Annotated in this window: 27 protein-coding genes, 1 tRNA gene and 2 pseudogenes; 5 read left to right on the top strand and 25 right to left on the bottom strand. The window is 44.1% G+C overall.

The window, feature by feature from the left end; genetic code table 11:
- Positions 1-79 precede the first annotated feature (79 nt).
- The 4 genes from tpx to D8790_RS00690 all read right to left on the bottom strand — a co-directional run bounded on the left by tpx (position 80) and on the right by D8790_RS00690 (position 3,241).
- Positions 80-571 (bottom strand): thiol peroxidase, encoded by a 492-nt coding sequence (gene tpx, locus D8790_RS00705; protein ID WP_125387223.1) that lies wholly within the window; start codon positions 569-571, stop codon positions 80-82.
- Between the two features lie 152 nt (positions 572-723).
- On the bottom strand, positions 724-1,653 hold the full coding sequence (gene scbA, locus D8790_RS00700) for a metal ABC transporter substrate-binding lipoprotein/adhesin ScbA (RefSeq protein WP_125387222.1): 930 nt from the start codon (positions 1,651-1,653) through the stop codon (positions 724-726).
- A gap of 18 nt (positions 1,654-1,671) precedes the next feature.
- Positions 1,672-2,520, bottom strand: a complete 849-nt coding sequence (locus tag D8790_RS00695) for a metal ABC transporter permease (protein ID WP_312023742.1) — start codon at positions 2,518-2,520, stop codon at positions 1,672-1,674.
- A 1-nt stretch (position 2,521) separates the two neighbouring features.
- Positions 2,522-3,241, bottom strand: coding sequence for a metal ABC transporter ATP-binding protein (locus tag D8790_RS00690; protein WP_125387220.1), 720 nt, complete (start codon positions 3,239-3,241; stop codon positions 2,522-2,524).
- Positions 3,242-3,389: 148 nt separating this feature from the next.
- Between D8790_RS00690 and D8790_RS00685 the strand changes: the two genes are divergently transcribed.
- Complete coding sequence (locus D8790_RS00685) at positions 3,390-5,282, top strand: M13 family metallopeptidase (protein WP_125387219.1); 1,893 nt, start codon at positions 3,390-3,392, stop codon at positions 5,280-5,282.
- Between the two features lie 72 nt (positions 5,283-5,354).
- Here D8790_RS00685 and D8790_RS00680 read toward each other — a convergent pair.
- A pseudogene (locus tag D8790_RS00680) lies at positions 5,355-6,020 on the bottom strand (potassium channel family protein).
- 180 nt (positions 6,021-6,200) lie between these two features.
- Here D8790_RS00680 and leuS point away from each other — a divergent pair.
- Complete coding sequence (gene leuS, locus D8790_RS00675) at positions 6,201-8,702, top strand: leucine--tRNA ligase (protein WP_125387560.1); 2,502 nt, start codon at positions 6,201-6,203, stop codon at positions 8,700-8,702.
- A 179-nt stretch (positions 8,703-8,881) separates the two neighbouring features.
- Positions 8,882-9,571 (top strand): VIT1/CCC1 transporter family protein, encoded by a 690-nt coding sequence (locus D8790_RS00670; protein ID WP_045500318.1) that lies wholly within the window; start codon positions 8,882-8,884, stop codon positions 9,569-9,571.
- Positions 9,572-9,654: 83 nt separating this feature from the next.
- Here D8790_RS00670 and tsf read toward each other — a convergent pair whose 3' ends face one another.
- Both tsf and rpsB read right to left on the bottom strand, forming a co-directional pair.
- The gene (tsf, locus tag D8790_RS00665; protein WP_125387218.1) at positions 9,655-10,698 is read right to left on the bottom strand and encodes a translation elongation factor Ts; all 1,044 of its coding nucleotides are present in this window, start codon (positions 10,696-10,698) and stop codon (positions 9,655-9,657) included.
- 81 nt (positions 10,699-10,779) lie between these two features.
- Positions 10,780-11,562: a 30S ribosomal protein S2 gene (gene rpsB / locus D8790_RS00660; protein WP_015605907.1), complete on the bottom strand. Its 783-nt coding sequence runs from the start codon at positions 11,560-11,562 to the stop codon at positions 10,780-10,782.
- Between the two features lie 275 nt (positions 11,563-11,837).
- On the opposite strand from rpsB, the gene D8790_RS00655 reads away from it, so the two are divergent.
- A tRNA-Cys gene (locus tag D8790_RS00655) sits at positions 11,838-11,908 on the top strand.
- Positions 11,909-12,105: 197 nt separating this feature from the next.
- On the opposite strand, the gene nusG is transcribed toward D8790_RS00655, so the two are convergent.
- The 4 genes from nusG to pbp2a all read right to left on the bottom strand — a co-directional run bounded on the left by nusG (position 12,106) and on the right by pbp2a (position 15,561).
- Positions 12,106-12,642, bottom strand: a complete 537-nt coding sequence (gene nusG / locus D8790_RS00650) for a transcription termination/antitermination protein NusG (protein ID WP_005591544.1) — start codon at positions 12,640-12,642, stop codon at positions 12,106-12,108.
- 294 nt (positions 12,643-12,936) lie between these two features.
- Positions 12,937-13,116, bottom strand: a complete 180-nt coding sequence (gene secE, locus D8790_RS00640; RefSeq protein ID WP_015605909.1) for a preprotein translocase subunit SecE — start codon at positions 13,114-13,116, stop codon at positions 12,937-12,939.
- A gap of 9 nt (positions 13,117-13,125) precedes the next feature.
- Positions 13,126-13,278, bottom strand: a complete 153-nt coding sequence (gene rpmG, locus D8790_RS00635; RefSeq protein ID WP_015605910.1) for a 50S ribosomal protein L33 — start codon at positions 13,276-13,278, stop codon at positions 13,126-13,128.
- Positions 13,279-13,338: 60 nt separating this feature from the next.
- Positions 13,339-15,561, bottom strand: a complete 2,223-nt coding sequence (pbp2a, locus tag D8790_RS00630; RefSeq protein WP_125387217.1) for a penicillin-binding protein PBP2A — start codon at positions 15,559-15,561, stop codon at positions 13,339-13,341.
- Between the two features lie 151 nt (positions 15,562-15,712).
- Here pbp2a and D8790_RS00625 point away from each other — a divergent pair, with 151 nt between their 5' ends.
- The gene (locus tag D8790_RS00625; protein ID WP_125387216.1) at positions 15,713-16,600 is read left to right on the top strand and encodes an RluA family pseudouridine synthase; all 888 of its coding nucleotides are present in this window, start codon (positions 15,713-15,715) and stop codon (positions 16,598-16,600) included.
- A gap of 346 nt (positions 16,601-16,946) precedes the next feature.
- On the opposite strand, the gene D8790_RS00620 is transcribed toward D8790_RS00625, so the two are convergent.
- The 14 genes and pseudogenes from D8790_RS00620 to D8790_RS00550 all read right to left on the bottom strand — a co-directional run bounded on the left by D8790_RS00620 (position 16,947) and on the right by D8790_RS00550 (position 26,747).
- Positions 16,947-18,140, bottom strand: a complete 1,194-nt coding sequence (locus D8790_RS00620; RefSeq protein WP_125387215.1) for an acetate kinase — start codon at positions 18,138-18,140, stop codon at positions 16,947-16,949.
- A 35-nt stretch (positions 18,141-18,175) separates the two neighbouring features.
- Positions 18,176-19,141, bottom strand: coding sequence for a class I SAM-dependent methyltransferase (locus D8790_RS00615; protein WP_125387214.1), 966 nt, complete (start codon positions 19,139-19,141; stop codon positions 18,176-18,178).
- 80 nt (positions 19,142-19,221) lie between these two features.
- The gene (gene comGG / locus D8790_RS00610) at positions 19,222-19,620 is read right to left on the bottom strand and encodes a competence type IV pilus minor pilin ComGG (RefSeq protein WP_125387213.1); all 399 of its coding nucleotides are present in this window, start codon (positions 19,618-19,620) and stop codon (positions 19,222-19,224) included.
- Complete coding sequence (comGF, locus tag D8790_RS00605) at positions 19,601-20,038, bottom strand: competence type IV pilus minor pilin ComGF (protein WP_005591538.1); 438 nt, start codon at positions 20,036-20,038, stop codon at positions 19,601-19,603. The genes comGG and comGF overlap by 20 nt, the downstream gene beginning before the upstream one ends.
- On the bottom strand, positions 20,022-20,315 hold the full coding sequence (gene comGE, locus D8790_RS00600; RefSeq protein WP_185761879.1) for a competence type IV pilus minor pilin ComGE: 294 nt from the start codon (positions 20,313-20,315) through the stop codon (positions 20,022-20,024). Before comGE ends, comGF begins: the two co-directional genes overlap by 17 nt.
- Positions 20,281-20,715 carry a competence type IV pilus minor pilin ComGD gene (comGD, locus tag D8790_RS00595; protein WP_125387211.1) on the bottom strand — a complete coding sequence of 145 codons (435 nt, stop codon included), beginning with the start codon at positions 20,713-20,715 and terminating at the stop codon, positions 20,281-20,283. Before comGD ends, comGE begins: the two co-directional genes overlap by 35 nt.
- Complete coding sequence (comGC, locus tag D8790_RS00590) at positions 20,675-20,992, bottom strand: competence type IV pilus major pilin ComGC (RefSeq protein ID WP_125387210.1); 318 nt, start codon at positions 20,990-20,992, stop codon at positions 20,675-20,677. The genes comGD and comGC overlap by 41 nt, the downstream gene beginning before the upstream one ends.
- Positions 20,989-22,005, bottom strand: a complete 1,017-nt coding sequence (gene comGB, locus D8790_RS00585) for a competence type IV pilus assembly protein ComGB (RefSeq protein WP_125387559.1) — start codon at positions 22,003-22,005, stop codon at positions 20,989-20,991. Before comGB ends, comGC begins: the two co-directional genes overlap by 4 nt.
- Positions 21,953-22,894 carry a competence type IV pilus ATPase ComGA gene (gene comGA / locus D8790_RS00580; RefSeq protein WP_125387209.1) on the bottom strand — a complete coding sequence of 314 codons (942 nt, stop codon included), beginning with the start codon at positions 22,892-22,894 and terminating at the stop codon, positions 21,953-21,955. The genes comGB and comGA overlap by 53 nt, the downstream gene beginning before the upstream one ends.
- Before the next feature lie 85 nt (positions 22,895-22,979).
- Complete coding sequence (locus D8790_RS00575; protein ID WP_125387208.1) at positions 22,980-23,351, bottom strand: DUF1033 family protein; 372 nt, start codon at positions 23,349-23,351, stop codon at positions 22,980-22,982.
- A 134-nt stretch (positions 23,352-23,485) separates the two neighbouring features.
- Positions 23,486-24,754: a CapA family protein gene (locus D8790_RS00570; RefSeq protein WP_125387207.1), complete on the bottom strand. Its 1,269-nt coding sequence runs from the start codon at positions 24,752-24,754 to the stop codon at positions 23,486-23,488.
- Between the two features lie 242 nt (positions 24,755-24,996).
- Positions 24,997-25,227 (bottom strand): sigma(X)-activator ComW, encoded by a 231-nt coding sequence (comW, locus tag D8790_RS00560; RefSeq protein ID WP_125387206.1) that lies wholly within the window; start codon positions 25,225-25,227, stop codon positions 24,997-24,999.
- A gap of 189 nt (positions 25,228-25,416) precedes the next feature.
- Positions 25,417-25,650: pseudogene (locus D8790_RS00555) on the bottom strand (UDP-glucose 4-epimerase); the annotation flags it as partial.
- Between the two features lie 44 nt (positions 25,651-25,694).
- The gene (locus tag D8790_RS00550; protein ID WP_125387205.1) at positions 25,695-26,747 is read right to left on the bottom strand and encodes a glycosyltransferase; all 1,053 of its coding nucleotides are present in this window, start codon (positions 26,745-26,747) and stop codon (positions 25,695-25,697) included.
- Positions 26,748-26,752 lie beyond the last annotated feature (5 nt).

Raw genomic sequence — 26,752 nt, 5'->3', positions numbered from 1 at the left:
AAAATTTTTAGTTAAGCAGACAAAAATACACTCAACTCTTATGAAGAATTAAGTGCATTTTTTGGAAAAGTATAATTCTTTACAGACTTTTGACTGCAGCAATGGCTGCATCGTAATCTGGCTCGGTATTGATGTTGTCTACGTACTCAGCGTAGGTCACGGTGTTGTTTTCGTCTAAAACTAGGACTGCCCGAGCCAACAGGTGCCATTCATTGATGAGGACGGCATAGTCGCGACCAAAAGAATGGTCAAAGTAGTCTGATAGCATGACAGCATTTTCGATGCCTTCAGCAGCACACCATTTGCCTTGGGCGAAAGGCAAGTCAACTGAAACCGTGATAACAACGGTATTATCCAAGTCAGAGAGTTCTTGATTGAAACGACGAGTCTGGGTTGAGCAAACGCCAGTATCGATAGACGGTACGATGCTGAGGACTTTCTTTTTGCCAGCAAAGTCAGCCAGAGTTTTCTTTGAAAGGTCAGTAGCCGTCAGGCTAAAATCGTGGGCTGTGTCGCCAACTTGCAGTTGCTGACCTGTAAAGGTTACAGGATTTCCGAAAAAGGTTGTCATTAAAAGTCTCCATTCATATTTTCTAAGATTATTTTACTGCTAATATGGATTTTTTTCGAGTAATTTGTCTGAAAAGACGGCACCCGAATTTGGATGCCGCCTTTTATATTAGAAAACTGAGAATCAATGTACATCTAGCGAATTTTTCGGTCTTATTTAGACAGACCTTCTGCGATCTTTTCTAAGTTGTATTTCATCATGCTGTAATAGCTATCGCCTTCTTCGCCTTCTTCTGCAACAGAGTCAGTGAAGATTTTAGCGTAGATTGGGATATTAGTGTCTTTAGAAACAGTCTTCATCGGACGGTCGTCTACACTTGATTCCACAAAGAGAGATGGCACTTTCGTCTTGCGTAGTTTTTCAACCAAAGTTTTAATTTGGTCTGGAGTCCCTTCTTCTTCAGTGTTGATTTCCCAAATATAGGCAGATGGCACATTGTAGGCCTTAGAGAAGTATTTGAAGCAACCTTCGCTGGTTACAATCATTTTCTTTTCTTCAGGAATGTTGTTGAATTTCTCTTTGGCTTCCTTGTCCAAAGCGCTTAGTTTTTCCACATAAGCTTTAAGATTTTTCTCGTAAGTTTCTTTGTTAGCTGGATCCTTTTCGCTCAAGCGCTTGGCAATATTTTTTGCATAGATGATCCCATTTTCCAAGTTAAGCCAAGCATGCGGGTCTTCCTTGCCCTTTTCATTTTGGCCTTCCAAGTAAATGACGTCAACACCTTCGCTGACAGCGTAGTAGTCCTTGTTTTCTTTCTTCTTAGCATTCTCTACCAATTTTGTGAACCAAGCATTGCCGCCAGTTTCAAGGTTGATCCCATTGTAAAAAATGAGATCCGCTTGAGAAGTCTTTTTGACATCTTCAGGTAGCGGCTCGTATTCGTGCGGGTCTTGCCCGACAGGCACGATGCTGTGCAAATCTATTTTATCGCCAGCTATATTTTTGGTAATATCAGCGATAATGGAATTGGTCGCAACAACCTTGAGTTTGGACGATCCGCCAGACGAATTCTTTTGACTAGAGCAGGCAAAAAGAGTGCAGACTGCTAATAAAAGCAGTGATAAAAAACCTAATTTTTTCATGGGATTCCTCCATTAAATTTATTTTAGTTTAGGTCGATTTTTTAGTTTTAAATACCGCTGCTTAGGAGCGATAAAGAACGAGATAAGAAAGATAAGTGCTGAAATCAGAACAATACTAGAACCTGCCGCGACATTAAAGCTATAGCCGATGAAGAGGCCCAATACAGAAGCTAGAGCCCCCAATCCTGAGGACAGCAGAATCATGGTTTTCAGACTATTGGCATAGAGATAGGCTGTCGCAGCTGGTGTAATCAGCATGGCCACAATCAGAATCGTTCCAACACTTTGCATGGCTGTGACAGAAACCAGAGTCAAGAGAATCATCAGCAAATAGTGGTAAAAATTAACCTTCATTCCCATAGCCTTGGCCAAAAGTGGATCAAAGGAAGTCAACAAAAGCTGCTTGAAGAAAATGGCAATGACCAGCAGCACCAAGATGCCCACACCAATACTAATCCACATATCAAGGTCTTGCACCGCCAAGATATTCCCAAAGAGAATATGGAAGAGGTCGGTCGAACTCTTGGCAACGCTAATCAAAATGATCCCCAGAGCCAAGAAGGAAGAAAAAGTAATCCCGATAGCCGTGTCACTTTTGATAATAGAATTGCCCTTGATGTAAGTGATAATAATGGAAGCTAGTAAGCCAAAGGTAATGGCACCGATGAAGAAATTAATCCCCAAAATATAAGACAGGGCCACACCGGGCAGCACCGCGTGAGAGATGGCATCCCCCATGAGCGACATGCCCCGCAGAATGATAAAACATCCAACAGCACCAGCCACTACTCCAATCACAATGGCCGTAATCAACGCATTTTGTAGGAAATGAAAGTCGTTTAAGCCTTGAATAAATTCCTGGATCATCCTAGGCACCTCCATTCATAAAGAGCTGAGAGCCGTAGGTCTTCTGCATATTTTCTTTTGTAAAGGTGCTCTCAGTTGATCCGAAAGCAATGACTTCCTTGTTAAGCAGCAAGACTTGGTCAAAATAAGCGACTACCTTGCTCAAGTCATGGTGAACAATCAAAATCGTCTTTCCAGCTTTTCTTAGCTGGCGGAGCGTCTCCATGATAATCTCTTCGCTGACTGAATCAATTCCAACAAAAGGCTCATCTAGGAAGATATATTCAGCCTCCTGAACCAAGCAACGGGCAATCAAGACCCGTTGAAATTGCCCACCAGACAACTGGCTAATCTGCCGCTCAGCAAAATCTTCTAAACCAACGATTTTCAAAGCCCGAGCAACCTTTTCCCAGTCAGACGCTTTGAGGCGTTGAAAGAGCTTGATCTTAGGATACAAGCCCAGAGACACACACTCTTTGACCTTGATCGGAAAATTATAATCAATGTGAATTTTCTGCTCCACATAAGCAATCTTGCTTAATTCTTGCTTCATGGGTTTTCTATCCAGAAAGGTCTGCCCCTCACTCTCAACAATTCCTAACATACCCTTTATGAGAGTTGACTTTCCAGCCCCGTTTGGTCCGATAATACCTGTGATAGTCGGCCCTTTTATTGTTAAAGAAGTTGGTTCTAAGGCCAACTGTCCTTGATAACTGACACTTAAATTTTTCATTTCAATCATTGTTATACCTCTTTTGTTTTAATATACATTAAAATGAAAATTAAGTCAAGTTAATTTTTAAAAAATCCTTACAATCAATATAAGAAATATTTGAAAAAAGGAGCTAATTTTGATAAGGTTATATCAAAAGCATGAAAGTGAGAACAAGATGACACGTTTACAAGATGATTTTTATGATGCCATTAATGGTGAATGGGCCAAAATAGCGGTTATCCCAGATGACAAGCCTGTCACCGGCGGGTTCACAGATTTGTCAGATGAGATTGAAAAGCTGATGCTCTCCACCACCGATAAATGGTTGCAGGGTGAGGAAGTTCCTGACGATGCTATTTTGCAAAACTTTATCAAGTACCACCGTTTAGCAGCTGACTATGACAAGCGGGAAGCACTCGGTATCAAGCCTGTTTTGCCTTTGATTGCGGAATACCAAGCGCTCAACTCTTTTGCAGAATTTACCACAAAGATTGCTGAGTTTGAGCTAGCTGGCAAGCCCAATTTCTTTCCTTTTGGTGTAGCACCTGACTTTATGGACGCCCGTATCAATGTCCTCTGGGCAGATGCGCCAGGTACTATTCTCCCAGACACAACCTACTATACCGATGGGCATCCTCAAAAGGATAAGCTCTTGAAAAAATGGCGCGAATCTTCCGAAGCTTTGCTGCAGAAATTCGAATTTTCAGCAGAAGAAATCCAAGATTTGCTGGATAAGGTTTTAGAACTGGATGCTCGAATTGCCAAAGTCGTTCTGTCACGGGAGGAAAGTTCAGAATATGCTAAGCTCTACCACCCTTACAAGTGGGAAGACTTCAAGGCCTTAGCACCGAATCTACCTTTAGATGCGATCTTCACCCAACTCATCGGGCAAATTCCTGACCAGATTATCGTACCTGAGGAGCGTTTCTGGCAAGCTGCTGACCAATTCTACTGCGAAGAAGCTTGGCCCCTCCTCAAGGCCGTGCTTATCTTTAACGCTATCGCGTCAGCTGAAGCCTACTTGACTGACGAAATCCGTGTCCTAGCAGGCGCTTACCGTCGCGCCCTATCTGGAACACCTCAGGCACAAGACAAGAAAAAAGCTGCCTTTTACCTAGCTCAAGCGCCTTTCAATCAAGCCATCGGACTCTGGTATGCTGGTCAAAAATTCTCCCCTGAAGCCAAGGCAGATGTGGAGCAGAAGGTAGCCAAGATGATCCAAGTCTACAAGGAACGCCTCGCAAGCAATGACTGGCTAACACCAGAAACTCGGGACAAGGCCATTGTCAAACTCAATGTCATCAAGCCTTATATCGGCTACCCAGAGGAGCTGCCTGAGCGCTATGCAGACAAGATTGTGGATGAAAAGCTCAGCCTCTTCGAAAATGCCCAAAAACTGCGACAAGTGGAAATTAAGTATGGTTGGAGCAAGTGGAACCAGCCCGTGGATTACAAAGAATGGGGAATGCCAGCCCACATGGTCAATGCCTACTATAATCCTCAGAAAAACCTGATTGTCTTTCCAGCGGCTATCCTGCAGGCACCTTTCTATGACCTGCACCAGTCTTCTTCAGCCAATTATGGCGGTATCGGAGCGGTCATCGCCCATGAGATTTCTCATGCCTTTGATACCAACGGCGCTTCCTTTGATGAAAACGGCAGCCTCAACAACTGGTGGACAGAGCATGACTACCAAGCCTTTACCGAGCGAACTCAGAAAGTCATTGACCAGTTCGAAGGTCTAGATTCCTACGGTGCCAAGGTCAATGGCAAGCTGACCGTTTCAGAAAACGTAGCGGACTTGGGCGGTATTGCAGCGGCTCTCGAAGCAGCCAAGAAAGAAGCGGACTTCTCTGCGGAGGAATTCTTCACCAACTTTGCCCGCATCTGGCGGATGAAGGGACGCGAACAGTACATGAAGCTCTTAGCCAGTGTCGATGTCCATGCGCCCGCTAAACTTCGGACCAATGTTCAGTTACCTAACTTTGACGACTTCTTTACGACCTTTGATGTCCAAGAGGGAGACGGCATGTGGCGCAGCCCAGAAGAGCGCGTGGTGATTTGGTAAAGGACTTCAATTATATTTAATCAATCAAAAAACCTGCTCAGGAAGGGCATCAGAGCCTTCTCGAACAGGTTTTTATAGTTCTTTGATTTCTTTCATATAGCCAGCTGTGATGATACCAGCGGGCAGAGCCACAATGGCGATTCCTAAAAAGGAGGAAATCATGGTAATAATTTTTCCAGTCGTTGAAACTGCATAAATATCACCATAGCCAACCGTCGTCAGGGAGATAGTTGCCCAATAGAGGGCATCAAAAAAACTAGGAAACGTGCTGGGTGCTACATTAAAAATAATAAAGGCAGAAATGAAGATATAGCCGAGAGCCAAAAGACCCACGATCATCAAACTGTCCTTCTGCTTTTTTAAGACATTGGTCAGTATTTGAATATTTTTAGAATAGCGAATGAACTTAAAGAGTCGCAAACTATTATTCAACAAAAAGAGGGAAGGCAAAATGCAGAACAGATCAGCCAGCGCCAGAAAGGTAAAAGGATAGAGGAGAAAAGAAAGCTTCCCTTTTTACAATTTATAATCGGCAGTAACGAACATAAGCACATAGTCAACAATAAAAATAACCGTTGACACAAAATCCAACCACATGAAGATTCCGGTGTGACTCTTGGTGGTCAGGAGGATCAGGCTGACAATAATAGTCAGGAACATAAGCACATCATAGGCTTTTTCAATCGCATTTTCCTTTTGATGGGGCTCAATAATCTGAAATAAAATCTTTCTTGTCATCCTCAACCTCACTTTTTTAAACTTGCTTTCATTCTATCTGTTTTTAAAAATAAGTCAAGGTCGATCCGCAAAGATTTTCTTCATTCTCCTTCGTCGGTTGCTTTCAAAATCCCTTGAAAATGGTATAATAGATAGAAACGTGTCTAGAACACGGAAAAGATCGTTGGAGAGTAAATGATTATGGCAACTTACAATCACAAAGAAATCGAATCCAAGTGGCAGAAATACTGGGCTGAGCACCATACATTCAAGACAGGTACGGACAAGGACAAGCCTAACTTTTATGCGCTGGACATGTTTCCTTACCCATCAGGAGCTGGTCTGCACGTAGGACACCCTGAAGGCTACACAGCAACAGACATCCTCAGTCGTTACAAGCGCGCCCAAGGTTACAATGTCCTTCACCCAATGGGTTGGGACGCTTTTGGACTGCCAGCTGAGCAGTACGCTATGGATACAGGAAATGACCCAGCTGACTTTACAGCAGAAAATATTGCTAACTTTAAGCGTCAAATCAACGCTCTTGGTTTCTCCTATGACTGGGATCGGGAAGTCAATACCACTGACCCCAACTACTACAAGTGGACCCAGTGGATTTTCACAAAGCTTTACGAAAAAGGCCTGGCTTATGAAGCTGAAGTGCCAGTAAACTGGGTTGAAGAGCTGGGAACGGCTATCGCCAATGAGGAAGTTCTGCCAGACGGCACATCTGAGCGCGGTGGCTATCCAGTTGTCCGCAAACCTATGCGTCAGTGGATGCTGAAAATCACAGCTTATGCAGAACGTTTGCTCAATGACTTGGAGGAACTGGACTGGCCAGAGTCTATCAAGGATATGCAGCGCAACTGGATCGGGAAGTCAACCGGTGCTAATGTAACCTTCAAGATTAAGGGTACAGACAAGGACTTCACCATCTTTACGACTCGTCCGGACACCCTTTTTGGTGCGACCTATGCTGTTTTGGCTCCAGAGCATGCACTGGTCGACGCTATTACAAATGCAGAACAAGCCCAAGCAGTTGCAGACTACAAACACGCAGCTAGCCTCAAATCTGATCTAGCTCGGACTGATTTGGCTAAAGAGAAGACTGGGGTATGGACAGGAGCTTATGCCATCAATCCTGTCAATGGTAAGGAAATCCCAATCTGGATTGCCGACTATGTGCTTGCAAGCTACGGAACAGGGGCTATCATGGCCGTTCCAGCGCATGACGAGCGCGACTGGGACTTTGCTAAGCAGTTTGATTTAGAGATTATTCCGGTTCTAGAGGGTGGCAATGTTGCTGAAGCTGCTTATACAGAAGACGGTCCGCATATTAACTCTGGCTTCCTAGATGGCTTGGACAAGGCTGCCGCTATTGAGAAGATGGTTGCTTGGTTGGAAGCAGAAGGTGTCGGAAATGAAAAAATCACCTATCGCTTGCGCGACTGGCTCTTTAGTCGTCAACGCTACTGGGGTGAGCCGATTCCAATCATTCATTGGGAAGATGGCACTTCAACGGCTGTCCCTGAAAATGAATTGCCGCTCGTCTTGCCTGTAACCAAGGATATCCGCCCTTCTGGTACCGGTGAAAGTCCTCTGGCCAATCTGACTGACTGGCTGGAAGTGACTCGCGAAGACGGTGTCAAAGGACGCCGCGAAACCAACACCATGCCGCAATGGGCAGGTTCTAGCTGGTATTACCTGCGTTACATTGACCCGCACAATAATGAGAAGTTAGCAGACGAAGACCTGCTCAAGGCTTGGCTTCCTGTTGATATTTACATCGGTGGTGCAGAACATGCCGTACTCCACCTCCTCTACGCTCGCTTCTGGCACAAATTCCTTTATGATCTTGGAGTGGTTCCGACCAAAGAACCTTTCCAAAAACTCTTTAATCAAGGGATGATCTTGGGAACAAGCTACCGTGATCACCGTGGAGCACTTGTGGCAACTGACAAGGTGGAAAAACGCGACGGTTCTTTCTTCAATATCGAAACGGGAGAAGAACTGGAACAGGCACCTGCCAAGATGTCTAAGTCTCTCAAGAATGTGGTCAACCCAGACGATGTGGTGGAGCAATACGGTGCTGATACCCTTCGTGTCTATGAAATGTTCATGGGACCACTGGATGCTTCCATTGCTTGGTCAGAAGAAGGTCTGGAAGGCAGCCGCAAGTTCCTAGATCGTGTCTACCGTTTGATTACAAGTAAAGAAATCGTTGCGGATAACAATGGTGCTCTCGACAAGGTCTACCATGAAACAGTCAAGGCTGTCACAGAGCAGATTGAGGAGCTCAAGTTTAACACAGCCATTGCCCAGCTCATGATCTTTGTCAATGCGGCCAACAAGGAAGAAAAGCTCTATGTCGAATACGCCAAAGGCTTTATCCAATTGCTGGCGCCTTTTGCACCGCACTTGGCTGAAGAACTCTGGCAGGCAGTCGCTCAAACTGGCGAGAGCATTTCCTATGTAGCTTGGCCAACTTATGATGAAAGTAAGCTGGTCGAAGCAGAGGTCGAAATTGTAGTGCAAATCAAGGGTAAAGTTCGCGCTAAGCTAGTCGTAGCAAAGGACCTGAGCCGTGAGGAATTGCAGGAAACCGCCCTGGCAGATGAGAAAATCAAGTCTGAAATTGCCGGCAAAGAAGTCGTGAAAGTCATTAGTGTGCCAAATAAACTGGTTAATATTGTGGTGAAATAATCAGTTGGCTACAACATTATCGTGATTACAAAGAAAGGAGTCGTTTAAAACGGCTCCTTTTTTGATAAGAATTTTCCCTTAAATCGTCGGACTTTTCTCATTTTCCGACTTTCACTTGCTATCCTCATTCTTTTTATTTATAATCATTATAAATAAAAAGAAAAGAGAAAAGTTTCAGAATGGAAGAACATAAGATTGACAAAAATTTTAGCGGACGCCTGAATATTTTGCGAGCTGGAGTTTTAGGAGCTAACGACGGTATTATTTCTATCGCAGGGGTGGTCATCGGAGTGGCCAGTGCGACGGAAGATGTTTGGATTATCTTTCTATCTGGTCTGGCTGCTGTCTTTGCCGGTGCCTTTTCTATGGCAGGCGGGGAGTATGTATCCGTCTCCACTCAGAAGGACACTGAGGAGGCTGCAGTAGCTAGAGAGCGAGAACTCTTGGAAAAGAATCCCGATATTGCCAGACAGTCCCTCTACGCCTCCTACGTCCAAAATGGTGAGTGCGAGACTTCTGCCCAACTCTTGACCAATCGCGCCTTCTTGCAGGATCCGCTCAAGGCCTTGGTAGAGGAAAAGTACGGCATTGAGGTCGAAGAGTTCACCAATCCTTGGCACGCAGCCATATCCAGCTTTCTAGCCTTTGCCATAGGTGCAATTTTCCCTATGCTGACCATCGTTCTGCTTCCGGCTGCCTATAGGATTCCAGCGACCGTCCTTGTTGTAGCTCTTTCCCTCTTGGGAACCGGCTATACTAGTGCAAAATTGGGACAGGCACCCATTAAAAATGCCATGATCCGTAACCTCACTATCGGACTTTTGACCATGGCTGTCACCTATCTCGTAGGCCAATTCTTCTCAATTTAAAAGAAGAACTATTCAGGCAAGCATAATAAAAAAGATTGAAAAGAAATAATTTCTTTTCAATCTTTTTTTGTTATAAACTTAGATTAGTTTTGGCCAAGAGCAGCTGCCATTGTTGCTGCAACTTCTGATTCGAAGTCGTTAGCTGCTTTTTCAATACCTTCACCAACTTCAAAGCGAACAAACTCAACTACTGAAGCATTCACTGATTCAAGGTAAGCTTCAACTGTCTTGCTGTCATCCATGATGTACACTTGTGCAAGAAGTGTATAAGCTTGGTCAACTTTAGTGTTGTCAAGCAAGAAGCGATCCATTTTACCTGGGATGATCTTGTCCCAGATTTTTTCTGGTTTACCTTCAGCAGCTAATTCAGCTTTGATATCAGCTTCAGCTTGTGCAATCACTTCGTCAGTCAACTGAGCTTTAGAACCATACTTCAAGTGTGGAAGTGCTGGCTTATCAACCATAGCGCGGCTTTCATTGTCTTGATCGATAGCATGGTTCAATTGTGCCAATTCATCTTTAACAAATTGCTCATCCAATTCTTTGTATGAAAGAACAGTTGGTTTCATAGCAGCGATGTGCATAGAAATTTGTTTCGCAAGAGCGTCATCGCCACCGTCAATCACTGAAACAACACCGATACGGCCACCGTTGTGTTGGTAAGCACCGAAGTGTTGAGCATCAGTCTTTTCAACCAAAGCAAAACGACGGAATGAGATTTTTTCTCCGATAGTTGCAGTTGCAGATACATATGCAGCTTCAAGAGTTTCACCTGAAGGCATTGTCAATGCAAACGCTTCTTCGTTGTTAGCTGGCTTGCCTTCTGCGATAACTTTTGCAGTAGTATTTACCAATTCAACGAATTGAGCGTTTTTCGCAACGAAGTCAGTTTCAGCGTTAACTTCAACGATAGCTGCAACGTTACCATCCACGTAAACGCCTGTTAAACCTTCAGCGGCAACACGATCAGCTTTCTTAGCTGCTTTTGCCATACCTTTTTCGCGAAGCAATTCAATCGCTTTTTCGATGTCACCATCTGTTTCAACCAATGCTTTCTTAGCGTCCATGACACCAGCACCAGATTTTTCACGCAATTCTTTTACAAGCTTAGCTGTAATTTCTGCCATTTTTCTTCTCCTATGTTTACTATTTTTAAATAAAGGGGCCGGGCTGAGCCCCGCCCCTTTAGGTTAATTGACTTATGAAAATTATGCGTTGTCGCCTTCTACAACTTCAACGATTTCTTCGATTGAGTCTGCTTGAGTTTCAGTTGCAGCAAATTCTGCTTCAACAGTCGCTACAGCGTCCTCACCTTGACGACCTTCGATAACAGCGTCAGCCATTTTCGCAGTGATCAATTTAACGGCACGGATAGCGTCGTCGTTAGCAGGGATAATCACATCGATATCGTCTGGATCAGTATTTGTGTCAACCATCGCAACTACTGGAATACCAAGTTTCTTAGCTTCCTTAACAGCGATTTGCTCTTTATGAGGGTCAACGATGTACATTACATCTGGGATGCGCGGCATATCTTCGATACCACCCAAGAATTTTTCAAGACGAGCACGTTGTTTGTTCAAAAGTGCTACTTCTTTCTTAGGAAGAACTTCGAAGATTCCTTCTTCTTCCATACGCTTGATTTCTTTCAAACGAGCAACACGTTTTTGGATAGTTGTCCAGTTTGTAAGAGTTCCACCCAACCAACGGTGGTTGATGTAGTATTGACCAGCACGTTCTGCTTCTTCTTTTACAGCTTCAGCAGCTTGCTTTTTAGTACCAACAAACAAGATAACTGCATCGTTTGCAGCTGCATCACGCATGAAGTCATAAGCTTGATCTGCATATTTTACAGTTTGTTGAAGATCGATAACGTGGATACCGTTACGCTCAGTGAAGATGTACTTAGCCATCTTAGGGTTCCAGCGACGAGTTTGGTGACCAAAGTGAACACCAGCCTCAAGAAGTTGTTTCATTGAAATTACTGCCATGAGTAAATTCTCCTTTTTGTTTTTTTCCTCTTTTAGATTTCAGCTCGCAGAGCTACCAATCGGCAACGGCTCCACAATTCATCTAAAATGAGTATTTTTGCCGTTTAAACGGCATCTACTATCATATCAAATTTTCTAGCTTTTGACAAGTCTTTGGGCAGTATTTTCTCGCTTTGATTCAGCTCATCTGCTAGCCATCCTTCAAGAAATTCTCACTTAAGTCGGATCAGGCTCTTGACGAACAGGCCGTTTTAAGGTAGAATAGTAAGAGTTGTGGCGGTATAGCCAAGTGGTAAGGCACGGCTCTGCAAAAGCTTGATCGTCGGTTCAAATCCGTCTACCGCCTTTTTTATCGGTTCAAAGCCGACTTTATACTAACCAAAAGCTTGAAAAATCAGGCTTTTTTTGTTTATTTTTTACGTCACTGCTCAAGTTTAATGAATTGCAATGATAGCAGAATGACCAGCTTTTATCTAAAACCTCAGCGCTACTAACAAAAAAGAGCGGAAAATGCTTTCCGGCTCCTTTTAGTGCATTACAAAATTATAATTCAGCAATTTGGCTGAGGTTGACTTCGGCAACCGTGTCATTTCCAAACATAGAGATAATCATCTTGACTTTATTATTGTCAATTTCCGTGATTTTGCCAGTGTAGTTAGCAAAGGCACCGTCAATGATGCGAACTGTATCGCCCACTTTGACATCCAAGTCAAACTCTTGAACCGTTTGTCCCATAGAAATCAGAATGCTGCGGATTTCTTCCTCCAAGAGCGGAGTTGGTTTCGAACGATTTCCGTGTGAACCTACAAATCCAGTTACGTTTGGTGTATTCCGCACGACAAACCAAGCTTCGTCCGTCATGACCATCTCAACCAATACATAACCTGGGAAGCGGTTCTCTTCGACTTCCTTGCTCTTACCGTTTTTCTCTACTTGCACGGTCTGAGTCGGAATTTCCACGCGCAGGATATTTTCTAGCATATTATAGGTCTGAGCGCGCTGCAAGAGATTTTCCTTTACCTTATTTTCATAGCCTGAGTAGGTTTGCAGTACAAACCAGCCTTTATCAAAACTGTCCATGTTTTGTCCTTTCCTAAATAAAAAAGCCTAGGGCTTCTGCTTGATATCTAGCCTTATTATACCATAAAATCTAAAATTACAAAGCATTTTGATAAATATTTTGCAGACAAATGAGAGGGGGACAGAAATCGGTAATTCGTTAGAATTCGATTTCGTCGTCTCACCTCCGCACAGTTGAGTAGGGCTGTAAAAGCTGATGAAATCAGCCTAGTAGAGCCCACTCAACCACTGCGTATTGCTCGACAATCCAAAGACAATTGAGAGGCTAGGACTTTTGTCCCAGCCTCATCTTTCTTATGAAAACATGTTGATTATGCGGAAGAGACCGCTAGCAACTACCTTATCAAAAATGTAGATTAGCACAACAAAGAATGCTGTGTATTCCATTACGGAAAGGAAATCAGTCCATCTTTCTTTACGGGTAGGCCAAGTTGTATCTCTCAATAATCCAAAAACATCTTTAATGAATCTCACAACTGTCTCCTATCTGGTTTCTTTATGCAGAGTATATTTACTGCAGTGTTTACAATATTTATTTACTTCTAGACGCGTAGGTTTTGGAGTGCTACTGAGTTTGATTGAGTAGTTTCGCGACCCACAAACTGTACACGCTAGACTCGCTTTTTTTAATGCCATGACGCCTCCATTCCTCTTATTATAGCAGTTTTCTGCTTCTTTGACAAGCTGTTTAGCAGATTATTGGAACCAGCCGGTGACGGTGTCCCAGAGATTTTTGGCTTTTTCAGTAATACCAGACTCATCGATAGCCTTCTTAGCATCATCTACCAGGTTTTGCGCCCTTTCTTGGACTTCTTTTAGGAAGTCTTTATTTTCGCTAGTCGTATTCGTTTCGCCAGTACCGTAGGTATCGACTGGGGAAATGCCGTTCTCAGCATAAGCATTTTTCTGACCTGAGAAGGACGTTCCTTCCGTATAAGGCAGGATACTGTTGGCCACATTGCGGAAAATAGCCGAAGCTTCATTGGCACTGGTTCCAGTCAGATAGTGAGTTTCATCCGTCTTAGGGAAGCCCAGCCACTGGCTGATAACTAGGTCTGGTGTGTAGCCGATGACCCACTGATCTCCTGACAAGTCAGGGTTAAAGTCAGTCTCTGTCGTTCCTGTCTTTCCAGCCATGGTATAGCCATAAGGAGCTGCATAGATTCCCGTTCCGTTTGAGAAAGTTCCCAGCATCATGCTAGTCATCTTTTCTGTGGTCGAACGGTTAAGGACGCGGGTTGAAGTCTGCCGATGGGTTTTGACAACTTGACCGCTGGCATTTTCTATCTTGGTGATGAGATGGGCGTCATTCATAACCCCATCATTCGCAAAGACTGAGTAGGCTTGAGCCATCTGGAGTGGATTGGTCGTCACGCCGCTTCCCAGAGCCACGCCTAGATTTTGTTCCACCTTGTCCATATTAAGCCCAAATTTTTTGCCGTATTCAAATGCCTTGCTCACGCCTAACTCATCAACTGTTGAAACCGCTGGGATATTGAGAGATTCAGCCAAGGCTTGATACATCGGAACCGTCGGTGAAGTTTGGATATTGCCATAGTTATTGACCGTATAATCGCCAAAAACTGTCCGACTATTGTCTAACTCCTTATCCGTTGACCAGCCGGCTGCTATAGCTGGGCTGTAGGCTACCAAAGGCTTGATGGTCGAGCCTGGACTTCGAGCAGACTGGGTTGCATAGTTAAAAGTCCGAAAGGCAGAACCCTCAGCGCTGTTGACACGGCCGACCAGAGCCCGAACGCCACCTGTCTTAGGATCCAGTGCTACGCTTCCTGACTCAGCCCTCGTTCCGTCTTCAGCTTGCGGGAAGAGATCAACATTGCTATAAATAACCTGCATGCTGGCTTGATAATTTTGGTCCAATTCGGTGTAAATCCGATAACCATTGTTGACGATTTCTTCCTCTGTCAGGCCGTAATGGTTGACCGCTTCATTGATAACCGCATCAAAATAGGATGGATAGCGGTAGTCTTCCGACTTGCCCTCATAGGCATCGACTAGCTGGCCTCCAATGCCAACCGTCGCAGCCTGATCCGCCGTTGCCTGATCAATGTAACCTGCCGCCACCATATTTTGAAGAACGGTGTCACGACGGTTGGTCGCATTCTCAATCGAATACAGGGGATTATATAGCTCTGGTCCTTTGAGCATGCCGGCTAGAACCGCTGATTGATCCAGACTGAGCTGGCTAGCAGATACACCAAAGTATTTCTTGCTGGCATCTTCCACGCCCCAAACCCCATTTCCAAAATAAGAATTATTGAGGTACATGGTCAGGATTTCCTGCTTGCTGTATTTTTTGTTAATTTCTAAAGCTAGGAAAAATTCCTTAGCCTTACGCTCAATGGTCTGATCCTGAGAGAGATAGGCATTCTTGGCCAGCTGCTGCGTGATGGTCGAACCACCACCAGAGCGCCCCGCAGTCAAAATGGCCAGAAAGAAGCGACTGTAGTTAATCCCGCCATTCTTATAAAAAGAACGGTCTTCTGTCGCAATAACAGCGTTCTGTAAGTCCTGACTAATCGCGTCTAATTCGACATAGGTTCCCTTTTGCCCAGACAAGCTGCCCGCCTCGTTTCCATCCTTATCATAGATCAAAGTCGTGGCTTTCAGAGCATTCTGCAAATCTTTGACATTAGTCGTCTTGGCTACATAAAAAAGATAGCCACCAACCACTAGACCAAAGGTCAAGCCGAGAATCAAGAATATCTTGGTCAGATGAAACCTGCGCCAAAAGCGACGGAAGGGATGTTGAGACAGGGGCTTCTTCCGATTCTTACCAGACCGGCTATAGCTAGGCTCAGGTGTCTCACCTTCCAACTCCTCAGCAACTTTTTTCTGAGGATGATCCGTTTTAAACAGATTAACTAATTTTTCAAATATCTCATTTAATTTCTTCATAAAACATATTTTATCACCTTATCCATGCAGACACAAGGCGCGAGCCCGCTGCTTTCTCTTTCTTTTAGCTTTCTTTAAGGAAATAGCAGAGCTACTTTCCATTTTCCAGCTAAGCATTTCCAAATGGGCTAGTTTTTGCTACAATGAAAATATGAAATTTACCATTACCATCCCCGCAAGTCTACCTTCAATGACCGTCAAAGAATTACTAGAAGACCAGTTGCTGATTCCTCGCAAGATTCGTTACTTTCTCCGAACCAATAAACACGTCTTAGTCAACGGAGAATCCACCCACTGGCAGAACTTGGTCAAGCCTGGCGACAGCATTCAACTGACCTTTGACAAAGAGGACTATCTAGAAAAAGAACTCCCTGCTGGTCAGCCTAGTCTGGTCGAAGAGCTCTATCAAGACGAGCATCTCATCATCGTCAATAAGCCTAAGGGCATGAAAAGCCATGCCAACGAGCCGACGGAAGTCGCTCTGCTCAATCATGTGTCAAGCTATGTCGGCCAGACCTGCTATGTCGTTCACCGTCTGGACAAAGAAACCAGTGGTGCTATCCTGTTTGCCAAAAATCCTTTTGTCCTCCCCATTCTCAACCGCCTCTTGGAAAACAAAGAAATCGCCCGCGAATATTGGGCCCTTGCCCAAGGGAAATTCCCCAGCAAGACTATCGTCTACAAAGATAAAATTGGACGTGACCGCCATGACCGACGGAAACGTCTCGTTGATCCGAAAAAAGGACTCTACGCTGAAACTCATGTGACCCGACTCAAGGACTTCGGAAAGACGACTCTGGTCAAATGTCAGTTGAAAACCGGACGGACTCACCAAATCCGCGTCCATCTCGCCCATCACGGCCATCCCATCGTCGGTGACCCCCTCTACCATCCTCAACCCCAAGGTCGCCTCATGCTCCATGCCCACCGCCTAACATTGACTCATCCATTTACCCTAGAAACCATCAATGTGGAAGCACCGTCAAAGAGTTTTGAAGCAGAAATCAAACGGCACAGAAGCAAGGCTAGAAATCGATAGCTTGCCTGATTGCCGAGTCTCCAAGTCTAGCACTCCAGACACTCAACTAGCTGCAGCCTCTAGAAGAGTCAGATTTTTTACCCAAAAATATAAGTATCTTCAAAGACGATTCCCTACCGGACATCGTCTTTTTCTTCTCCTCTAATTAGCAACTTAGCACGCCAGATACAAACAAGTATCTACCCGTTCTTTATAGATCATCTACCTTGTGTCAAATTGATTTCCAGTCCATACTTGACTATTAGTTCTTACTGCTACAAGCCCCGACCCGCTTTGAATCATCCTATCTGACCAAAGAATAATCACAAAGTCACAAGAAAAAGCTCAGCTAGGCTGAGCCTTTTGATTATTGATTTTTAAAACGTTCTACATCACGCGCAATGACTAACTCTTCATCTGTCGGGATAACCAGAACTCTGACTTTAGCAGCTTCTGTTGAAATATCTCCTGTTGCACCAAAGAAATTCTTCTCTGGATCGACATCGCAACCAAACCAAGAGATCCCTTCGATAACCATGCTACGGATGGTCACAGAGTTTTCACCGATACCAGCTGTAAAGATAATGGCATCTGCTCCATTTAAAACAGCTAAATACTGACCAATGTATTTTTGAATGCGATCCACAAAAATTTCATTTGCCAATCGTGCCTTTTCATCACCCGCACGCATAGCTTCGTGAATATCGCGCATATCACTTGATTTCTCAGAAACGCCCAACAGTCCAGATTCACGATTCAAAATTCGACTGATATCTTCTGGCGTGTTAAAGTCATCTGTATGCTGCATCAAGTATGGAATAATCGCTGGATCGATGTCACCCGTACGTGTTCCCATCATAACCCCACCAAGAGGCGTGAAGCCCATAGAAGTATCCACCGAACGCCCCTTATCAACTGCTGTGATAGAAGCACCGTTTCCGATGTGGCAAGTGATGAGTTTCAATTCTTCAATCGGTTTACCCAAAAGTTTTGCAGCTTCGTGGGCTACATACTCATGGCTGGTTCCATGTGCTCCGTATTTACGAACCTTATTCTCAGTGTAGTACTTAGTTGGCAATGGGTAGCGATAAGCTTTTTCTGGCATAGTTGTGTGGAAAGATGTATCAAAAACAGCCACACTAGTGATGTCTGGAAGAAGTTGCTTGAAAGCACGGATACCTTCCGCATTAGCAGGATTGTGTAAAGGAGCTAGTAGAGACAACTCTTCAATCTTTTCCAGCACATCGTCAGTCACAAGAGCTGATTCTTTGAAATACTCGCCTCCAGCTACGACACGGTGCCCAACACCTGTAATTTCATCGTAAGATTGAATAATTTCAAATCGTTTCAAATCATCCAATAAAATTTTCACAGCTTGAGTATGGTCAGCAATATCTAAGGTTTGGCGTTCAGAACGACCATCAAATTTAACAGTAGAGATTGAGTCCTTGAGACCAATCCGCTCAATCAAACCTTTAGCTAGCACCTTTTCTTCTGGCATTGAATAAAGTTGCCATTTTACACTCGAACTTCCAGCATTGATAGAAATAGTTTTTGACATCTCGTCACCTCTTTAAGCGTTTTCAAACTATTATATCAGAAATTTGTTCGAATTTCACTAACTTTGACCCAGTTTTGAAAACTTTCACGAAACTTTAAGATTTCATCCTGACTTTGCAAGTCCTGCAAAGGGTAGATAAACGGCTGGATGTCTGATTCGCCTTGTTTTCTCAAGACAAATATCGTCTTAGCATTCTGCCGGCTCGCGAAAATCTTTTCTGGCAGGGAAATCATTGCCAAGAGCTGAGCGCTAGACAGTAGCCATTTTTTCAGCAGGTGACTTTGTGGGCTTGTCAGCAGATTATTTGGGGCGAGAAAGATAGCATAGCCCCCCGGTTTTAAATATTTTAACGATTGTTCCATCAAAAGATGATGGGCGTAAGTATGCTCGTCTGGACTGGCAACCTCATAACGAGCCGCCACGGCATCATCTGGATAATAGCCCACTGGCAAATCACTGACAATCAAGTCGCTTTCTTTCAGAACCTGAGGTCGCACCGCATCTCCTTGAGCAAAGTGTGCCTTAGAATTCATAACTTCGGCAATGCTGGCAGACAAATCAATCAGCAAATCGTCAATTTCTAGACCCAGATAATCCATGTTTTTTTGTGTGTGGTTAAGCAGAGTCTCCGCCAAATTGCCTGTTCCACTGCCGATCTCCAGCAAATCAACTCTCTCGTCTTGGGCCAACTGGTCGATCAAAAAACTCAGCAAGAAGCCGACCGAATCAGGTGTGAACTGATGATTGGCTTGTAGCGGCTCTGTCTGAGAAGCCTTCATAAAAATAAACTGATAAGCCCGACGCCACTCTTCCTTGGTCAAATGCAGGGCACGGAGTTTCTCATTATTTTTCAGAATTTCTTGTAATTCTGTATCTCCGTCCAGATAAATCCCATTCTGCTCAATCAAGGCATCATAGAAATTAGTTCCCAGCGCATTTTGGATATTTTGCACATTTTCTAAAAGCAGGTGAAAAGCTCGTTCTATTTTTTCAAATTTCATGGCATCCTCCGTTGTCTTATGATACCAAAAAGAAGCCCTCTTTCCAAGGGCTATCGGATTACAAATCTTTTACATTTATATTAGTAGCTTTTCTTGTCAGTTGAAGGAGAGGGCGCTTTACTTTTTCTAGTATCTTTGGAGTCTTTAGCTTCTTTGTCCTTCTTCTCTGGCTCCTTTTTGCTCTCAAAATAGAAAGAATAACTCTTCTGATTGGCGAGTTGGCTGCTGACTTCCAGCATATTTCCCTGCCTGCGATAATGGGTGCTCCCTTTGTCAAAGGCTAACTGCCCGTTCTCCTCTGTGGCAGTCTCCTTGGTCAAAACAGCCAAGGCATAGGCTTCTGCCCGCTCCCGATTGGCTTGAAAGAGACGCTGATTGGCCACCTGCCGATTCAGATAAAATTGCAAGAGCAAGCTAAAGACTGCTGCCATAAAGAGGGCATAAAGCAAGATGCCTGCCTTAACTTTTATCTTGAACACGATAGATATACTCTCTTTCTAAATTATTTTCAAACCGGAAGCGAAAGCGAACAAGGTCCCCCTCCTGACTGACCGGAGCAGCTTTAAGTCCATAGATCATGGGTTGATAGCCACGTCCCGAAGCATCCGTCTTGCGAAAATCATCACTCCGAGATTTGCCCAAAGCTATATGTTTGCCATCCTGTTTGACATAGATTTTGTCGTTTTCGACTCGATCAAATTGGCTGCGCGATAGCTCTGTCTCCAACTGATCGACAAATAAGAGCCATTCCTGCTGCTTATTTTCCTGTTGATGTCGCAGTTCAAAAGCCAGAAGCTTGGTCATCGACTGAAAAACCAACATACCACCGCTCAAGACTAGCAGGGCGACTAGAGTCTCTAAAAGTGTAAAAGCTTTGATTTTAACGTTTTTTAACACTGAGCACCTTCTCCTCTTGGTGATAGACTGTTAATTGCTGGTCGGTCTTGATCTGGCGGACTGTAATGCCGTTGACCGTCAGATTTTCCTGCCCCGTCTGCATAGCCATCCGAGTAACCCGTAGGACTTCCTCCTCCTGCAATAAGCGAGTCTGTTCCTGCCGCGACTGACTAATCTGGCCAAGCAGGAGGCTGGCAATAGCCGCAAAAACCGCCATTGCCACCAAGGCCTCCAGCAAAATGCTAGCCTTCATTCGTCGTCTTTTTAAATTTTCCATTACCCATATAAAGCTGGTAAACAACCTTTTTATCCTCCGTTTGAAAAACAATCTTGCTGAGCGAAGAATTCCCGCCAGCCTGGTCAAACTGAATAGTCTGAGGAGCATGTTCCTGCAAAGTCTTGGGAAACTCCACCTGCTGGTAGCCATTGGAGATGTTGCGCTCCGAAATGGTCAATTTGATCTTTTCATGTCCAGCCATACTTAGCTTTTGGCTCTCCTGATAAAGATGCTCAAATTCCATGAAAAACAGCTGCTCCTGCACCTGATTGAAACCAGCCTGAACAGAGCCAGATAGACCTAATAAAATGAAACTGACTACAAATAAAGCCAGGAGACTTTCCAGCAGCGTAAAAGCCTTAATCCGCAACTGAGCGAGTTTCACTGCTGTTTTTTCCATAGTAAGCCTTATAGGATGCCACCTGCTTCTCGGTAATCCGACCATCGGCAACTAATTTCCCTAGGGTGGCTTTTTCATTTACATTCTTCAATTCATAAAGCTCAGCCTGACTTTCCACGACCTTGACTACAGCTGCGTTGCCCGTATCTGAAACAGCATCCTTCTGCTTGGTCAAATTTGGGACAAACAAGAGCATCAAGACGCTGATGATTAAAAGAACGACTAACATTTCCACCAAAGTAAAGGCTTTAACCTTCAAAGCTTTTAATTTTTTCATAATTGAATCTCCATATTCTGATAAATTGGCAGCAACATGGCTGCATAAAGTAAAACGATAACAAGGGCGACAAAGACAAAGACGAGAGGCTGAATCAAATTCATGGCACGATTGATTCTCAGGAAAAACTCTTCCCAAGTCTTTTCGGCATACAATTCCAATTCGTCACCCAACTTGGACTTGACCTCGCCATATTCGATGATTAAGGCCAGCTCTTTCTTAAAGAAGGGATAGGTGCCGACCTTCTCGGCATAGCCTTGACCTGCACCTAGGGCCGCCTCCAAGTCTCGTCCCAGCTCCTGAAAGAGCTGAGAAGGCTGGTCCTGCATGATGAGAAAGATCTGGCTCAATTCCAATCCTTGCCCAATCATATTTCCCCATTCACGCGCATAGTAGGCCGTCAGATAGGCCCGCACTAAGGTGCCAACAAAAGGAAACTTAGCCAAACGGCTGAAAAATCTCATCTTAGAGCTCTTGCGATAATAGAACCAACCACCGCAAATCAGCAAGCAAATCACCAGAACGCCTCCCAAAAAGATTTGCGGTAAATAATGAATGAACTGAGTAGCCATATTTTGACTGTCCAACTGGGGCAAGAGATAATTACGCAAGCCCAGCATAATCAGTACCAAAAACCCAAGCAGCATCAGGGGATAAGTCCCCACCTCAATCAATTTCTTACGAACCTTGGATAGATTTTCCAGATAATCCTCGATTTTACCCAAACTAAGATTTAGGTTTCCATGCAACTCTGACAAAGATAGCTGGGTGACCACATTATCTGAAAATCCTAAACGCTTCATAATCTGGGAAAATGACTGGCCAGCAGCCAAACCCGAACGCATTTCCGCGACATAGGCCTCCTCTAAAAGGGCACTCCGCCGTAGGAAATCAACAATCTCCGCAAGATGGAAACCGCTGGTGAATAGATTGCGGAACAGCTCGATAATTTTCTTTTGCTTAGGCGTAGATAATTTTTTCCGCCTGCCTTTGATCAGCTGTGATATGTCCATCTGCAAAAAGCTGGTCAATCTGCTGGTTCCAGAGACTGGCTTCATGCTTTTGATAGTCTTGGTTGACAAAGTCGATCACACCTCCTCCCCCGATTAAGCGCTGGTAACAGACGCCCTGTAATACCATGCGCAGCTCGTCTTCACTGACACCCAGCTCTAGCAGCCGCTCATACACTCCGCGAATGCTCTTAGCATGGATGGTTGAAAAGACCGTGGCCCCTGTCAAACTAGCCCTTACCACCGCACGAGCCGTTTCTTGGTCGCGGATTTCCCCGATAATCAAGAGATCTGGTCGGTGGCGCAGAGACAGCTTGATGAGGCTGTCATAGGTCATCCCGATAGTTTCATTCAGCTGAAGCTGGAGCATGTTTTCCTGCTTGATTTCCACAGGGTCTTCGATAGACATGACCTGTTGCTGCCCAAATCTCATCTGAGCCAGCTGGTGCATCAGCGTCGTCTTTCCACTGCCAACTGGTCCTGAAAAGAGATAAAGGCCACGAGAATTGACTTTTTTACGAAGATCAGGCAGATTGTCAAACCAGAAACGCAGCTCACGCTCCTCATCGTGTAAGAGCCGAATCACCAAGCTCTCATAGCCACGGTAATCGCCGACAGTTGATAGACGAAGCGAGACCGTCACATCTCCACAATCATAATCGCAGGAGCCTAGCTGGCTGCGCCTCTTCTCCCCGACATTCATGCCTGAGACAAACTTAAAATGGCTGATGACTGACGATAATAAGTCAAAGTCATAGGTCTGAATAAAGCGCCGCTCATCACCCACCCGCATATAAAGCTCATAGCAGGTGCTCTTGGGAATCAGATAGACATCTTGAGCTGCTTCCTGCCTGGCCAATTGAATCATTTCCTTTGCAATTTTTTGAACCATAAGTCCTCCTCACCTTACTATTCGCACAAAATGAGAAAAAATAAAAAAAGAATGAAGAAATTTTCTCCATTCTTTGATTTCTAACCTACCTAGCCCGCACTTTAATTTTGCAAATGCGGTGTTTTTCAGTAGCATTTTGCTTGCGGTAGCCTGGACGATACTTACTCTTGGGGATCTTGCCTTCATTTTCTAACAAAAGCAGGGAGTGGTATTGCTGAATCTCTTCATTGCACTCCTCACACCAACGTTGATCGGCCGGATCCCAGAAAATCGTCATAAGATCACTGCGGCTTTTATAAAGTGGCGACGCCTCAGACATCTCTAGCCAGCGGTTCTTATAGTATTTGAGGGCGGTATAATAATCATCGAAATACCTTTTCTCAATGATATCGTCCTCCCAACCGTCTAAAAACCACCAGGGCTCATAATCGCCATACATTTCTATTACGCTGTACATACCTGTCCCCTTTTGTATCCTATATTATATATAAAATTCTTTGATAATGAAACTATTTTGCTCGTCGGCTCTATAATAGTTCGTTTTTCATCAAAGAAAAGCAAAGAAACAAAAGGGAGTGTCCTTTTCTGTGCTTATTTCCAATTCAGATGCACATGCTCTTTCATTTCCTTATAGGCCGTATCAATCCGATCTTTGGTCGCCTGATCCAGCTGATTGTGATACTTTCCACCCTCGATGAAATCTTCTAAGATAAGGGTTTGATAAGTGTAAAGCGGGTAACCCTCTGGCGAATAAGTTCCCTTTTCCACACGGCTAACCCAGCTTGGATGCGCCTGAGCTGTTTTGATAATGGTCCCCTTATCCGTCTTTTCAATGGTCACATCCATCAAGACGCCACGCTCGGTCCACTCAGCCGTATCTACACCAGCCATGGTTTCAATCCGCTGGTTAGAGATAAAATTTCCCATGGAGTAGATAATCAGCTTCTTCTGACCATCTTTTTCAAGGATTTCTGAAGGCTGCACTACGTGCGGATGCCCACCAAAAATGATGTCCGCTCCCCAGTCCACCATCTTATGATAGAGCACCACCTGCTCCTCATTTGGCTCCAGCTGGTATTCGATCCCCGTCTGCGGCATGACTACTGTAATGTCCGCTTCTTTCTCTGCCTGCTCAATCTCCGCTTTCATCTTCTCCTCATCAAAGGTCGATAGGTGATGATCCATCTCCTTCTGACTGAGATTGGACTCCAAGCCATTAAAGCCATAGGAGTAAGCCAGAATCGCAATCTTGATACCTTTTACTTCTTTGATCAGAATGGGCGCTTTATCCCTGTTTTTGTGAGTATAGATACCGACTGGGCTAATTCCGTGATCTTCAAAGGCTTTGGCAGTCGTAAAGACTCCCTCAAGCCCTGAGTCTAGGATGTGATTATGGGCCAGATCCACCACTTGATAGCCAGCATCTTTGATAGCGAGCACAACAGCCTCCGGAGCGTTGAAAAGCGGATAGCCTCCCAAAGGATAGTCTGAGCGAATGGTTCCTTCAAAATCCCCCAAGACCAAGTCACCTTGATGAAGCCAGCCCTTGACATAGGTGAAATTTTCCGAGAAATCATAGCTACCATCAGCCTTTTGGGCACTCATATAAAGCCCATCATGATACAAAAGATCGCCATTAGCCATAATCCGTACCGTTTTCGAATCAGCCTTCTTTCCTGCAACCGAGGAAGATTTGGGAGCATCTTTAGAAACATTCCTACCGCTTCCCTTAGGCAGCCCCATGATGCTTTGGAAGAATAAAATAGCTGCCGCTGATACAAATACCGCTCCCAGCAGGGCAAGGATAAAGGCACGGTTGCTTAATACTACTTGTCGCTTGGTTCCAGATCTTTTCTCCATTTTGCCAACCTCCGTATTACTTATATTTTATCATAAATTATCCTCCCAAGGGAATAAAAAAGAGTCTGGGACAAAAGTCCTAGCCTCTCAATTGTCTTTGGATTGTCGAGCAAGACGCAGTGGTTGAGTGGGCTCTACTACGCTGATTTCATCAGCTTTTACAGCCCTACTCAACTGTGCGGAGGCGGGACGACGAAATCGAATTCTAACGAATTACCGATTTCTGTCCCACTCTCTAAATATCAGGCCGAGCTCGGCATCAAGGACTGCAAATACCAGCGGTAAGCTGCCCGATAATGATAGGCATTAAAGAACTTCATCTCCCCGATATCATAGCGCATCAGATAGTAAATCAGATAGCGCAGATGCAGGCTTTCCCACTCCGTGCTAGCCTTTTGACAATGAGCATACTCAGCCTCAAGATCCCCATAGTAATCTCTGAATTGATTATAAATTTCTTGAATTTCCATCATAACTCCAATCTTTTTGCTTTAACACTAGTTTATCGCAAAAAGGCGAAGTTTTGGGACAAGAATCTTAACTTGTCTCATTTAAGAGCCAAAAGGTAGAGTAGGTCACTAGAAAATGACATTTCAGGGAATATTTTTGACATTTGGGAGTTGGGGGAACAACCTTTTTGCTAATCATTTACGATTAAATACTTTACTATGTTGAAATTTAGAAGTAGCTAATATTTTAGGACGACGTTCCTTGATTACATAAGGAATCTTGACTCCATTTTCACATTCAAAAGCCTTAACCATATCCAAAACGCTATAGCCAGTCCCAGTTCCAAGGTTGAAAACAGCTGTTCCCTTATGTTCTAAATTATGCTTCACAGCTAAAACATGACCTTTTGCTAAATCTAACACATGAATATAGTCTCGCACACCTGTATCTAAAATTTTTGTCGTAAGTTTATCCCTTCATAATAACAATCTCACTTCAATTTTGATAGTGCAGTCCTCAAATATTGCCCTTGCCGAAGTTTACTACCAATTTGTTTAGCATTTTCTAACATTTCTTTGTATTGCTCTTCTGACAAGGTATCTAAATTTTCTTTTAAATCAGAAAGAGAAGAAACAGCTAGACCACACTGTTTATCTATCACAAAATGAGCCAGTGCTGACTCTTCCCAAACAACTACAGGGAAGCCTGCTGCTAAATAAAGCGAAGCCTTGTGCGAGTTGTTGTAGCGAAGATATTCACCAAAGACACCACTACAGGTCTCCGCACTATCCCCGTCCCAGACAAGACCAAAGCCACCTTCAAGAGCTGCTGGTAGCTCGTCAGGTAAGAAGGACCCAAAGTAAGTCTCATTCGCAAGAGCTCTGCTCTCGTCGAAGCCAACACCATAAAGGTTATAAGCAGGTTCTTCAGGAAGAGAGTAAAGATAACCAGCTTTTTCCTGAGCCAAATTACCAGCCACAATAATTGGCTGATTCTTAGTAAGACCCGTCTTCTCTTGGAAATTTGGAATCAAATAGTCGAAAATGCCAAGGCTAACAATCTTATCTGCCTCAACGCCTTTATCCACCAAAACAGATTTCATTATTGGATTGTGGGCGATGATCCCATCAGCTGCGCCAAGAAGACCTGATTCTTGAATTTGAACTCGAATCTTATGCTTCAAAAGGATATTATCAACTTTAACGTAACGAAGAGCTTCTAAATCATGGATAATAAAATGAACTTTTACACCCCTTTTCTGAACTTTCTTTACATGATGCGTTGAGAAAAAGCTATGGTGAAGCATGGGAAACTGGATCAATAACTCATCACCTTGCTTTAATTGATCCAAAGCCTGACTAAAAGCCTTAGATTTATGAATCTGTGCTTTAAGTGTACTCATCTCGTACCAATTATCAACTGAAAGAACCAAGGGCTGATACCCTTCTCTCTTTACAATTTCTTCAACATCATTCCGTGCCTTATTACCCGCATTTTTAACATTGTTATCGTGTAAAAACTCTTCTTTTAAATAGTATTTCATCTCTT

It is taken from the genome of Streptococcus cristatus (assembly GCF_003943535.1).
GTDB classification, from domain to species: Bacteria; Bacillota; Bacilli; order Lactobacillales; family Streptococcaceae; genus Streptococcus; species Streptococcus cristatus_L.
The sequence above is the reverse complement of the archived record's forward strand: the minus strand, read 5'-3'. Positions and strand labels throughout refer to the sequence as shown.